Genomic DNA, 12,825 nt, shown 5'->3' with positions numbered 1-12,825 from the left:
TGGCGCTCGTTTCGCACTGTTTGGCGCTATCATTTGCGGTTCACCGGGCCGAGCGCGGCCCGTCACGCGAATCACCCATCGGGCGGCCGAGCCGCCGCCCGCCATCGAAGCAATCCATGGATGTCATCGTCATCGGCGGCGGAATCAGCGGCGTCGCCACCGCCTACCAGCTGCGCGCGGCCGGCCATCGCGTATGCGTCGTCGAACGTCACGCAACCGTCGCGCAAGGCGCGACCTACGGCGATGGCGGCACGCTGCTGCCGAGCCCGCTCGACGTCTGGTTCGGGCCGACCTTCATGCGTCAGCGCCAGCCGCGCGACAGCGGCATCGTCTACAAGCCCGGGCTGAACGGCCAGGTGCGCCGCTTCGTGAAGCGGCTCGGGGCGTTGCGCGAGCCCGAAGCGTTCGCGGCCCAGTATGCGCGGCTGCGTCCGCTGATCGACGCGTCGCGCGACGCGCTCGCCGACATCGAAGCCCGCTTCGAACTCGAATTCGAACAGAAGGCCGGCGTGCTGCACGTCGTGCGCGACGCGCGCGACTGGGACGCCGCGCAACCCGCACTCGAACTGTTGCGCACGCTCGAGCTGCCGCACCGTACGCTGACGTCCGCCGAATGCGCGGCATACGAGCCGTCGGTGCCCGCCGAGCCGGAATTCGCCGGCGGCGTGCTGCTCGAGACCGAGCGCACCGGGAACTGCCCGCTGTTCGCGAAGCTCGTCAAGCAGGTGCTCGACGAACGCGACGTGCAGTTCCGCTTCGGCGCCGACGTCGCCGCGATCCGCGTCGACTCGGGCCGCGCCGCGGTCGAACTCGCCCCGCAGTCCGGCGACCGGCGCGCGGCGAACGCGCGCGAAGTCGACGTGATCTCGGCCGACGCGATCGTCGTTGCCGCAGGCGCCGGCAGCCTCGCGCTGCTCGAGCGGTTCGGCCTGCACGTGCCGCTGCATCCGGTGCGCATCCATACGCTGACCGCCCCGGTCGCGTACGAGGAGCATGCGCCGCACCTGACCGTCGTCGATTCGATCAAGCGGATCGCGATGACACGCACCCACCAGCGGCTGCGGGTCGGCGGCGGCGCGGTGCTGCAGAGCCTGCAGGACACCGCCCGGCCGCTCGCCGAACCGCTGTCGGAGACCGCGCTCGCGCTGCTCGGGCAGGCCGTCCACGACTGGGTGCCCGGCGCGGCGAAAATCTCGGCCGCGCTGTCGTGGCAAGGCACGCAACTGCTGTCGCCGGACGGCTTGCCTGTCGTTGGTCCGACCCCGCATCCGCGCGTGTTCGTCAATTTCGGGCACGGCCCCGCAGGCTGGGGGCTCGCGTGCGGGTCTGCTAAAGTGGTGGCGGATTACCTCGGCGGCGACGCGCAGCGCTGGCCCGCCGACACGCTCGCCGCGCTGCGCGCCGAGCGCTTCACGACCTGACCGGCCGCGCGGGCTTGCCTGGCGGCTCCCTTCTTCCGCCGCCATGACCGTCACCCGCCCGCTTTCCGCCCCCGCCCCGATCGCGCTGTTGCGCGTCGCCGACTTGCGTGCCGCCGAAACCGCCGCAGCCGCGACGCTGCCGCCGCACGCGCTGATGGGCCGCGCAGGCACCGCTGCCGCGCGCTGGCTGTCCGAGCGCCTCGCCGACGACGATCGCCCGGTGTGGTTCGCAGTCGGCCCCGGCAACAACGGCGGCGACGCGCTCGTCGCGGCGGCGGAACTGCAGCGGCTCGGCGTCGCGACCGAAGCGTGGATGCCGGTCGCGGTGAAGCCGGACGACGCGCAATGGGCGCTCCGCATGGCCCGGGCGGCCGGCGTGCCGATATCGACGGAACCGCCCGCATCGTTCGACGGTTACGCATGGGTCGTCGACGGCCTGTTCGGGATCGGCCTCGCCCGCGCGCTCGACGGCGCGTTCGCGGACCTCGCGGCGCGCATCGCCGGCCGCGCGCGGACGACCGGCCGCGTGCTCGCGCTCGACGTGCCGAGCGGCCTCGACAGCGATACGGGTCAGGTCGTCGGCGCGGGCGTCGCGGTGGCCGCGACGCACACGCTGACCTTCATCGCCGCGAAGCCCGGCCTCTACATGGGCGAAGGCCGCGATCTCGCGGGCGAGGTCGACGTCGCGTCGCTCGACGTCCCGCCGTCTGCCACGTCTGCCACGTCTGCCACACCCGCCACATCTGCCACGATGCTGAATGCACCCGCGCTGTTCGCCGCGGCACTGCCCGCCCGCGCGCACGCGTCGCACAAGGGCACGTTCGGCAGCCTCGCGGTGATCGGCGGCGACACCGGCATGTGCGGCGCGCCGATCCTCGCCGCGCGCGCGGCGCTGTTCGCCGGCGCGGGCAAGGTGCACGTCGGCTTGCTCGGCACGGGCGCGCCGCCGTACGACCCGCCGTTTCCCGAGCTGATGCTGCACCCGGCCGACACCCTCGATCTCACCGCGATGACCGCCATCGCGGCCGGCTGCGGCCTCGGCACGCGCGAAGCCGCGGCAACGCTCGTGCGCAACGTGCTCGCGCACGGCGCGGCGACGCTGCTCGACGCCGACGCGCTGAACCTGGTCGCCACGCACCCGGCGCTCGCCGCCGCCGTCGCGGCGCGCGGCGCGCAGGGCAATCCGTGCATCCTGACCCCGCACCCGCTCGAAGCCGCGCGGCTGCTCGGCTGCGATACCGCCACCGTGCAGCGCGACCGGCTCGCGGCCGCGCACACGCTCGCCGCGCGCTTCGCGAGCGTCGTCGTGCTGAAGGGCGCGGGCACCGTGATCGCCGCGCCCGACGGCCGCCTGACGGTCAACCCGACCGGCAACGCAGCGCTCGCGACGGGCGGCACGGGCGATGTGCTCGGCGGACTGATCGGCGCGCTGCTCGCGCAGCGTGTCGCGCCCTGCGCGGCCGCGCTCGCGGGCGTGTACCTGCACGGCCTCGCGGCCGACACGCTGGTCGCCAGCGGCGCGGGCCCGGCCGGCCTGACGGCCGGCGAACTGGCGCCGACGGTGCGCACGCTGATCAATCGCCTTTTTTACCCATGCGGGCGCGCGGACACATAACGCCGCTATACTGAGTCCCCCGCCGAGCGGCGGGCCCTCTCGTCCGCCGGACATCCGATCCCGATGATCCCGATGCGCCGGTGCGGCATTCCTCCCGATTCACGCCTCACTTGAACCGCCATGACGCTGAATTCGTTCCCCGCCTGGACTGCGCTGAAAACCCATTACGAACAGATCCGCAACGCCCGGTTGCGCGACTGGTTCGCGCCGGAAAACGACCCTGCCCCGACCCGCGCCGAGCGCTTCACGTTCTCGGGCGGCGGTCTTGCGGCCGATTTCTCGAAGAACCGCATCACCGACGACACGCTGCGCCTGCTCGCGCAGCTCGCGCGCGACGCGGGCGTCGAAGCGCGCCGCGACGCGATGTTCGCGGGCGACGTCGTCAACCCGACCGAAGGCCGCGCGGCGTTGCACACGGCACTGCGCGCGACCGATCCGCATGCACCGTTCCACGCGCAAGTCAGCGCCGAGCGCGCGAAGATGGCGACGTTCGCGCGCGCGGTGCGCAGCGGCGCATGGACCGGCTACACGGGCAAGCGCATCCGCTACGTGATCAACATCGGCATCGGCGGCTCGGACCTCGGACCGAAGATGGTCGTTCATGCGCTGCACCACGTCGCGACGCCCGAGATCTCGACCCACTTCGTGTCGAACGTCGACGGCGCCGATCTCGCGCGCGTGCTCGAGCAGGTCGATCCGGAAGAAACGCTCGCGATCATCGTGTCGAAAACCTTCACGACGCTCGAGACGATGACGAACGCGTGCTCGCTGCGCGACTGGTTCATCTCGAAGGGTTGCCCGGAAAGCGAGCTGTCGAAGCATTTCGTCGGCGTGTCCGCGAACCCGGCCGAAGTCGTGCGGTTCGGCATCGCCGAGAACAACGTGTTCGAGATGTGGGACTGGGTCGGCGGCCGCTATTCGCTGTGGTCGGCAGTCGGACTGTCGATCATGATCGCGATCGGCCCCGAGCAGTTCGACGAGCTGCTCGCCGGCGCGAACGACATGGACCGCCATTTCCGCGAAGCACCGCTCGAGCGCAACCTGCCGGTGCTGCTCGGTATGATCGGCATCTGGTATCGGAACTTCTTCGGCTCGCAGAGCTACCTCGTCGCGCCGTATTCGGAAGCGCTGCATTTCCTGCCGTCGTACCTGCAGCAACTCGAGATGGAGAGCAACGGCAAGTCCGCGCGGCTCGACGGCACGTTCGTCGACTATCCGACGTCCGCCGTCACGTGGGGCGAACCGGGCACCAACGGCCAGCACGCGTTCTTCCAGATGCTGCACCAGGGGCCGACGATCGTGCCGATCGACTTCGTCGCGGTGCTGACGCCCGAGCATCCGCTCGCGAGCCACCACCCGAAGCTCCTCGCGAACTGCTTCGCGCAGAGCGAGGCGCTGATGCTCGGCCGCACGCTCGACGAGGCGCGCAAGGTTGCCGGGCCCGGCAACGAGGCGCTCGCGCCGCACCTGACGTTCCCCGGCAACCGTCCGACGACGACGCTGCTCGTCGACGCGCTGACGCCCCGCGCGCTCGGCGCGCTGATTGCGCTCTACGAGCACAAGGTGCTGGTGCAGGCATCGGTGTGGCAGATCAATCCGTTCGACCAGTGGGGTGTCGAGCTCGGCAAGATCCTCGGCAAGGTGGTCGAGACCGACCTGTCGGCCGACGCGCTCGATCCGGCGAAGCACGATTCGTCGACGACCGCGCTGATCGCCCGCGCGCGCGCCGCGCTCAAGCGCTGATGCACGCCGGCCGCGCGACGTGCGATGCGTACGCGCGGCCGGATTGGCATAGCGCCGTCAGGACGCGCCGCGCTGCGCCGTGCGCGGCGTCACGATACGGCCCGCGTCGAGCGTCACGGTCGTCGCGCAGCGGCGCGCGAGCTCCGGATCGTGCGTGACCAGCACGAGCGTCGCGCCGTGCGTGCGATTGAGCTCGAACATCAGGTCGATCACCGCGTGCCCCGTCGCCGCGTCGAGGCTGCCGGTCGGTTCGTCGGCGAACAGGATCGCCGGATGCGTGACGAATGCGCGGGCGAGCGCAACGCGCTGCTGCTCGCCGCCGGACAGCAGCTTCGGGTAATGCGTGGTACGTTCGCCGAGCCCGACCTGCACAAGCAGCGCACGCGCGCGCTCGGCCGCCTCGCGTGCGCCGATCCCGCCTTGCAGCTCGAGCGGCAGCATCACGTTTTCCAGCGCGGTCAGGTGCGGCATCAGCTGGAACGACTGGAACACGAACCCGACCGCGCCGTTGCGCAGCGCGGCCCGCTCGTCCTCGTCGAGCTGGTCGAGCGGCTGGCCGAGCAGGCGAACCGTGCCGCTCGTCGCGCTGTCCAACCCCGCAAGCAGGCCGAGCAGCGTGGATTTCCCCGACCCCGACGCGCCGACGATCGCGAGGCTGCTGCCGGACCGCACGGTGAGGTCGATGCCGTCGAGGATCGTCAGCTCGCCCGTCGCGTCGGCGACCTGCTTGCACACTTGATGCGCTTCGATGACCGGATCGTTGATCTTGAGCATGGACACGACAATTCGCAGAAAAAGACGCGCGGCGCTTGCCGCGCTGCTGAGCGGCTTGCTGGCCGCAAGCACGGCCGGCCTCGCCGGCGCCACGACAGTACCGACCGCTACTGCGGGCCAGCCCGTGATCGTCGTGCTTGGCGACAGCCTGTCGGCCGAATACGGCCTGCCGCGCGACACGGGATGGGTAGCGCTGCTGCGGCAACGGCTCGCCACCGAGCGGATCGATTATAGCGTCGCGAACGCGAGCGTCAGCGGCGATACGACGAGCGGCGGCCGGGCCCGCCTGCCGGCGGTGCTGCAACGGCTGAAGCCCGCGATCGTCGTCGTCGAGCTCGGCGCGAACGATGCGCTGCGCGGCGTGCCGCTCGCGACGACCGAGCGCAACCTGCGCGAGATCGTCGCCGACGTGCAGCGCGCGCACGCGAAGGTCGTGCTGGTCGGCATGTACGTGCCGCCCAACTACGGGCCCGACTACACGCAGAAGTTCCACGGCATCTATACGCGGCTGTCGAAGGACCTCGGCGTGCCGCTCGTGCCGTTCCTGCTCGCCGGTATCGAGAACAGGCCGGAGATGTTCCAGTCCGACCAGATCCATCCGGCCAGGCAGGCCCAGGGCGTGCTGCTCGACAACGTGTGGCCGTCGCTGAAGCCGCTGCTCGCGAAGCCGCGCGGTTGAACGCGCGCGTCGCGCCGGCATGAAAAAGCCCCGCTCGAAGGCGGGGCTCTTTTCGTCGACGCTGCGGGAATCAGTTCCCGCCGTCCTGCGTGGCGCCGGCCGTCGAACCGTACAGCTTGACCTTCGAGCGATCGCGCAGCGCGGCGAGGTACGCCTCGCCTTCGCTTTGTGCGTCGACCTGCGCCATCTGCTGCTGCGCGGCCGCGAGTTGCTGCGGATCGACCGCCGTACCCGGGATCACGGCGTTCACGCGGTAGATCGCGTAGCCGTCCGCACCGAGATCGACGCCAACATACGCCGGCAGCTTCTTCGCGTCGACCTTGTAGACCGCGCTCAGCGCGTCGGGCGACAGGCCGTGTGCTTGCATGCGCGACACGGTCTCGACCGCCGCAAAGCCTGCGGTCGCCTTCGACTTCTGCAACTCCGCGAGCTTCGCCGCGCCGTCCGTCTTCGCGAGCGCAGCCGCCTGTTCGGCGATCACCTTCTGGCGCACCGCGTCCTTGATCGCGGCGAGCGCGGGCACGGCGGCCGGCTTGTAGTCGGTCACGCGCGCCGAGATCAGCGTGTTGTTGCCGACGTCGATCGCCTGCGTGTTGTTCTGGCTCTTCACCGAGTCGCTCGCGAACACCGCCGCGAGGAACTTCGCGTTGTTGAGCGGGCTCGTCGGCGGCAGCGCCGGATTCGGCGTCGGCGTGACGGTGGCCGTCTGGATCGTCAGCTTGTACTTGTCCGCCGCCGGCTGCAGGCTCTTCGCCTTTTCATAGACGGTCGACGTGAAGCCCTCCGAGTTGTCCGAGAACGCCTTCGATGCGTACTGTTGCTTCAGGTCCGCGGCGATCGAATCCTTCACTTCCTCGAACGGCTTGACCACCGACGGCTTCACTTCGGTCGCCTTCAGGATGTGGAAGCCGAGATCCGATTGCACGACGCCGCTCACGTCGCCCTGCTTCAGCGCGAACGCGGCATCGTCGAACGCCTTGCCGCCCGCGGTCGAGCCGCGCGTGATGAAGCCGAGGTCGCCGCCCTTCGCCGCCGACGGCGCGTCCTGCGAGCTCTTCTGTGCGATCTGCGCGAACTGGTCCGGATGCGCCTTCACGTCGGCGAGGATCTGCTCGGCCTTCGCCTTCGCGCTTGCCTTGTCCGCGGCGCTCGCGTTGCTCGCCGCCGCAATGAAGATGTGGCTCACGCGCACCTGCGCTTCGCTGCGGAAGTGCGTCGGGTTGTCGTCGTAGAACTTCTTGATGTCCGCGTCGGTCGGCTGCGCGCTCGCGGCGGCCGCGGCCGGCGAATAGACGACGTACTGGATCGTCGCGGTCTCCGGCGTCGCGAAGCTCTGCTTGTGCGCGTCGTAGTAAGCGGAGATCTGCGCGTCGGTCGGCTGCACCTTCGACGCGTAGTCGCTCGTCTTCAGCACGAGTGCCTGCACTTCACGCTGCTGCGCGGCGAGCTCGGACAGATGCTGCGCGAGACTCTTCGGCGTGAACGCGCTCGACACGATGCTGGCCGGGATCTGCTGCAGCGCGAGACTGTAGCGCACGCGCTCCTGATACTGCTCGGGGGTCATGCCCTGGAACGACAGCAGCTGCGCGTAGCGCTCGACGTCGATCGAGCCGTCCGGCTTCTTCAGCGATGCAATCATCGGATCGCTCAGCAGTGCGTCGCGCACCGCATTGTCGGATGCGGTCAGGTGCAGGCGCTGCGTCTCGTCGGCGAGCACACGCTGCTGGATCAGGCCGTCGAGCACTTCCTTGCGGTGCTCGGGCGTATCGAACGCCTTCACGTCGAACTGCCCGCCGAGCATCTGGCGTGCGCGATCGATCTGCTGGCGGAACGCGCCGTCGAATTCGACACGCGTGATCTTGTGCCCGTTGACCGCTGCGACGTTCGCGCTTTCGTCGAAGAAGCCGCGGAAACCTTGAATCCCGACGAAACCCAGCCCCGGCAACACGATCAGGAGCAGGAGCGCCATCATCAGGCGCTGGTGATTACGGAAGAAATCGAGCATGCGTGACGGGGTATATTGGACAAAACGCCCGATATTACAACAGTGGGCAGGAAAAAAGGCGAACCGGCGTCCGGCGGCGGGCTGTCGGTGGTGCAGGCGGCGGTCGTTGCGGCCCTGATGCACCTGAGCGGGCATATCGATCGACAAACAAAAATGCCCGCACAAGGCGGGCATTTATTGTTTTGGCGGAGCGGACGGGACTCGAACCCGCGACCCCCGGCGTGACAGGCCGGTATTCTAACCGACTGAACTACCGCTCCTTGGTCTTGCTGAATCGCGAAACTGGTGGGTGCTGAGGGGTTCGAACCCCCGACCTACGCCTTGTAAGGGCGCCGCTCTACCAGCTGAGCTAAGCACCCGTTCCGGATTCAATCTGGCTGCGATCTGCGTTTCGGCATCAACAACCAGCGAGCCCGCAATATTAATTCATCCCTCAAGACTTTACCAGCCCCTTATCGAGGAATTTTTTCAGCACCGATCCTGATCGGTGAGCCGGTGTGCGGAAACACTCGTCGTCATCGCCGCGCTCCGGCATGGCGCCACGCCGAACGCGTGTAAAAAAACCCGCGGACATACCGCGGGTTTCGTGTACAGCCGTTACATCAGACTCAGTGCTTGACGACTTCCGTCGAGCCGGCATCCTTCGCCGTTTCCGCGACGGGAGCCGCAGCAGCCTTCGCCTCTTCTTCCGGCGGCAGCGGTGTCGGCGCACGCTCGAGCGCGAGTTCGAGCACCTTGTCGATCCAGCGGACCGGCACGATCTCGATCGCGTTCTTCACGTTGTCCGGAATCTCGGCGAGATCCTTCACGTTCTCTTCCGGAATCAGCACGAGCTTGATGCCGCCGCGATGCGCTGCCAGCAACTTCTCCTTCAGCCCGCCGATCGGCAGAACTTCGCCACGTAGCGTGATTTCGCCCGTCATCGCGACATCGGCGCGCACGGGAATGCCCGTCAGCACCGACACCAGCGCGGTCGTCATCGCGCCGCCGGCGGACGGACCGTCCTTCGGCGTCGCACCTTCCGGCACGTGGATGTGGATGTCCTGCTTCTCGAACGCCTCATCCTTGATGCCCAGACGCCGCGAACGCGAACGCACGACCGAACGCGCAGCCTCGACCGACTCCTTCATCACGTCGCCAAGCGAACCCGTGCGGATCACGTTGCCCTTGCCCGGCATCACCGCGGCTTCGATCGTCAGCAGATCGCCACCGACTTCCGTCCACGCGAGGCCCGTCACCTGACCGACCTGGTTTTCCTTCGCGGCAAGGCCGAAGTCGTACTTGCGCACGCCGAGGAACGTATCGAGGTTGTCGCCATCGACCTTGATCGTGCCCGATGCCTTCTTCAGCAGCAGCATCTTCACGACCTTGCGGCAGATCTTCGACACTTCCCGCTCGAGCGAACGCACACCGGCTTCACGCGTGTAATAGCGGATGATGTCGCGAATCGCCTGCTCGGTCACGTCGACCTCGCCTTCCTTCAGGCCGTTGTTCTTCTTCTGCTTCGGCAGCAGGTAACGCTGCGCGATGCTGACCTTCTCGTCTTCCGTGTAGCCCGACAGGCGGATCACTTCCATCCGGTCGAGCAGCGGCGGCGGGATGTTCAGCGAGTTCGACGTCGCGACGAACATCACGTCCGACAGGTCGAAATCGACCTCGATGTAGTGATCGGCGAACGTGTGGTTCTGTTCCGGATCGAGCACTTCGAGCAGCGCCGACGACGGATCGCCACGGAAATCCATGCCCATCTTGTCGACTTCGTCGAGCAGGAACAGCGGATTGCGCACACCGACCTTCGTGAGGCTCTGCAGGATCTTGCCCGGCATCGAACCGATGTACGTGCGACGGTGGCCGCGGATCTCGGCCTCGTCACGCACGCCACCCAACGCCATGCGGACGAACTTGCGGTTCGTCGCACGCGCGATCGACTGGCCGAGCGAGGTCTTGCCGACGCCCGGAGGCCCGACGAGGCACAGGATCGGCGCCTTCACCTTGTCGACGCGCTGTTGCACCGCGAGATACTCGAGGATGCGTTCCTTGACCTTCTCGAGGCCGTAGTGATCCTCGTCGAGCACCTGCTCGGCGTTCGACAGGTCGTTGTTGACCTTGCTCTTCTTGCGCCACGGCAGGCCGATCAGCGTGTCGATGTAGTTGCGCACGACCGTCGCTTCCGCCGACATCGGCGACATCAGCTTCAGCTTCTTCAGCTCGGCGTCGGCCTTCTTCTTCGCTTCCTTCGGCATGCGCGCGGCATTGATGCGCTTCTCGAGCTCCTCGAGATCCGCACCCTCTTCGCCTTCGCCCAGTTCCTTCTGGATCGCCTTGACCTGTTCGTTCAGGTAGTACTCGCGCTGGCTCTTCTCCATCTGGCGCTTCACGCGCCCGCGGATGCGCTTTTCGACCTGCAGGATGTCGATCTCGGCTTCGAGCTGCGCGAGCAGGTGCTCGAGCCGTTCGACGACCGGGAACATCTCGAGGATGTGCTGCTTCTGGTCGAGCTTGAGCGGCAGGTGCGCGGCGATGGTGTCCGCGAGGCGGCCCGCTTCGTCGATGCCCGACAGCGACGTGAGGATCTCCGGCGGGATCTTCTTGTTCAGCTTCACGTACTGGTCGAACTGCGACACGATCGCGCGACGCAGCGCTTCCGTTTCCGCGCTATCGGCGTGGTCCGGTTCGAGCGGCATCACTTCGCAGGAGAACTGCGTCTCCTGTTCCTCGATCGACAGTGCCTTCGCGCGCTGCAGGCCTTCGACGAGCACCTTCACGGTGCCGTCCGGCAGCTTCAGCATCTGCAGGATATTGGCGACGCAACCGACCTCGTACATGTCCTTTTCGGTCGGTTCGTCTTTGGCCGCGGTCTTCTGGGCGACCAGCATGATGTGCTTGCCGCCTTCCATCGCTGCTTCGAGGGCCTTGATCGATTTCGGCCGGCCCACGAAGAGCGGAATCACCATGTGCGGGAAAACGACGACGTCCCGCAGCGGCAGCAGCGGGAGCGTGATGCGTTCCGGCGGGAGAAGTTGGGTGCCTGACATTTCATTTCCCCATGAGTGGAATCAATTGTTCGGTAATTGAGGCCGGCACTTCGGATTGCAAGGCCTTCAAGCGTGGGAAATATTCGGTAAGAAAGTAACCACCGCGCGTCGAGTCAGAGTTACCCACAAGATAAACGAAAAAAAGCCGTTCACGGTTTCATGAACGGCTTTTTTCGTCAGTACATTGTCGTCAAGCCGGTCAGTTCGAACCCGCCACTTTCGGCGTGTCCTCGTAGATCAGCAACGGTTTGCCGTCGCCATCGATGACGTTCTCGTCGATGATCACCTTGCTGACTCCTTTCATCGTCGGCAGTTCGTACATCACGTCGAGCAGCGCCTGTTCGATGATCGAGCGCAGGCCGCGCGCGCCGGTCTTGCGGCGGATCGCCTTGCGGGCCACCGCCTGCAGCGCGGCCGGGCGGATCTCCAGCTCGACGCGCTCCATCGCGAACAGCTTGTGATACTGCTTGACGAGCGCATTCTTCGGCTCGACGAGGATCTTCATCAGCGCAGCCTCGTCCAGCTTGCCGAGCGTCGCGACGACCGGCAGACGGCCGATCAATTCGGGGATCAGACCGAATTTGATCAGGTCCTCGGGCTCGACCTCGCGCAGCACCTCGCCCGCATCGCGCTCCTGCTTGCTCTTGACCGTCGCGCCAAAGCCGATGCCCGTCTTCTCGGTGCGATCGGTGATCACCTTTTCGAGGCCGTCGAACGCGCCGCCGCAGATGAACAGGATGTTGGTCGTGTCGACCTGGATGAAATCCTGGTTCGGGTGCTTGCGGCCACCTTGCGGCGGCACCGACGCCATCGTGCCCTCGACGAGCTTCAGCAGCGCCTGCTGAACACCCTCGCCCGACACGTCGCGCGTGATCGACGGGTTGTCCGACTTGCGGCTGATCTTGTCGATTTCGTCGATGTAGACGATCCCGCGCTGGGCCTTCTCGACCTCGTAGTTGCAGTTCTGCAACAGCTTCTGGATGATGTTCTCGACGTCCTCGCCGACGTAGCCGGCTTCGGTCAGCGTCGTCGCATCGGCGATCACGAACGGCACGTTCAGCAGGCGCGCCAGCGTCTGCGCGAGCAGCGTCTTGCCGGAGCCCGTCGGGCCGATCAGCAGGATGTTGCTCTTCGACAGCTCGACGTCGTCCTTCTTGTCGAGATGCTTGAGACGCTTGTAGTGGTTGTAGACGGCCACCGCGAGGATTTTCTTCGCGCGCTCCTGCCCGATCACGTACTGATCGAGGATGTCGCGAATTTCCTGCGGGCTCGGCAGATCCGACCGGGACAGGCTGGCCTCGACGCCCGCGGCTGCCGCCTCGTCGCGAATGATCTCGTTGCACAGGTCGATACATTCATCGCAGATGAAGACCGACGGGCCGGCAATGAGCTTTTTCACCTCATGCTGACTCTTGCCGCAGAACGAGCAATACAACAGCTTTTCGCTGTTCGAACCTTTTTTGTCCGCCATGAATGTATGAGCCTCCGGACAGGTAGATGACATGATACGCCGAATGCTCCGCGCGCCACGACCTAGGGCGCAACCGGAGCCG

General features: G+C 67.0%; 8 protein-coding genes and 2 tRNA genes. 4 read left to right on the top strand and 6 right to left on the bottom strand.

The features are described 5' to 3' along the window. Positions 1-116 precede the first annotated feature (116 nt). The 3 genes from DID96_RS26725 (at position 117) to pgi (ending at position 4,779) form a co-directional block, all read left to right on the top strand. A complete protein-coding gene (locus DID96_RS26725) occupies positions 117-1,421 on the top strand; it encodes an FAD-dependent oxidoreductase (RefSeq protein ID WP_124602250.1) in 1,305 nt (434 codons plus the stop codon). A gap of 43 nt (positions 1,422-1,464) precedes the next feature. After that, positions 1,465-3,036, top strand: coding sequence for an NAD(P)H-hydrate dehydratase (locus DID96_RS26720; RefSeq protein ID WP_124602249.1), 1,572 nt, complete (start codon positions 1,465-1,467; stop codon positions 3,034-3,036). Between the two features lie 120 nt (positions 3,037-3,156). Next, positions 3,157-4,779 carry a glucose-6-phosphate isomerase gene (gene pgi / locus DID96_RS26715; protein ID WP_124602248.1) on the top strand — a complete coding sequence of 541 codons (1,623 nt, stop codon included), beginning with the start codon at positions 3,157-3,159 and terminating at the stop codon, positions 4,777-4,779. Between the two features lie 57 nt (positions 4,780-4,836). Here pgi and DID96_RS26710 read toward each other — a convergent pair whose 3' ends face one another. Next, positions 4,837-5,553, bottom strand: a complete 717-nt coding sequence (locus DID96_RS26710) for an ABC transporter ATP-binding protein (RefSeq protein WP_124602294.1) — start codon at positions 5,551-5,553, stop codon at positions 4,837-4,839. Here DID96_RS26710 and DID96_RS26705 point away from each other — a divergent pair. Next, positions 5,552-6,232, top strand: a complete 681-nt coding sequence (locus DID96_RS26705; protein WP_124602247.1) for an arylesterase — start codon at positions 5,552-5,554, stop codon at positions 6,230-6,232. The two genes, DID96_RS26710 and DID96_RS26705, sit on opposite strands and share 2 nt — an antisense overlap. A gap of 70 nt (positions 6,233-6,302) precedes the next feature. On the opposite strand, the gene DID96_RS26700 is transcribed toward DID96_RS26705, so the two are convergent. The 5 genes from DID96_RS26700 to clpX form a co-directional block, all read right to left on the bottom strand. Beyond that, complete coding sequence (locus DID96_RS26700) at positions 6,303-8,237, bottom strand: SurA N-terminal domain-containing protein (protein ID WP_124602246.1); 1,935 nt, start codon at positions 8,235-8,237, stop codon at positions 6,303-6,305. 183 nt (positions 8,238-8,420) lie between these two features. Next, positions 8,421-8,497 (bottom strand) — tRNA-Asp (locus DID96_RS26695). Positions 8,498-8,520: 23 nt separating this feature from the next. After that, positions 8,521-8,596 (bottom strand) — tRNA-Val (locus DID96_RS26690). A gap of 249 nt (positions 8,597-8,845) precedes the next feature. After that, entirely contained in the window at positions 8,846-11,272 is a 2,427-nt protein-coding gene (gene lon / locus DID96_RS26685; protein ID WP_124602245.1) for an endopeptidase La, read from the bottom strand. Positions 11,273-11,471: 199 nt separating this feature from the next. Beyond that, entirely contained in the window at positions 11,472-12,743 is a 1,272-nt protein-coding gene (gene clpX / locus DID96_RS26680) for an ATP-dependent Clp protease ATP-binding subunit ClpX (RefSeq protein WP_010092138.1), read from the bottom strand. Positions 12,744-12,825 lie beyond the last annotated feature (82 nt).

This window comes from Burkholderia sp. Bp8963 (assembly GCF_003854275.1).
GTDB lineage: Bacteria > Pseudomonadota > Gammaproteobacteria > Burkholderiales > Burkholderiaceae > Burkholderia.
This window is presented reverse-complemented; position numbering and strand designations above follow the sequence as displayed.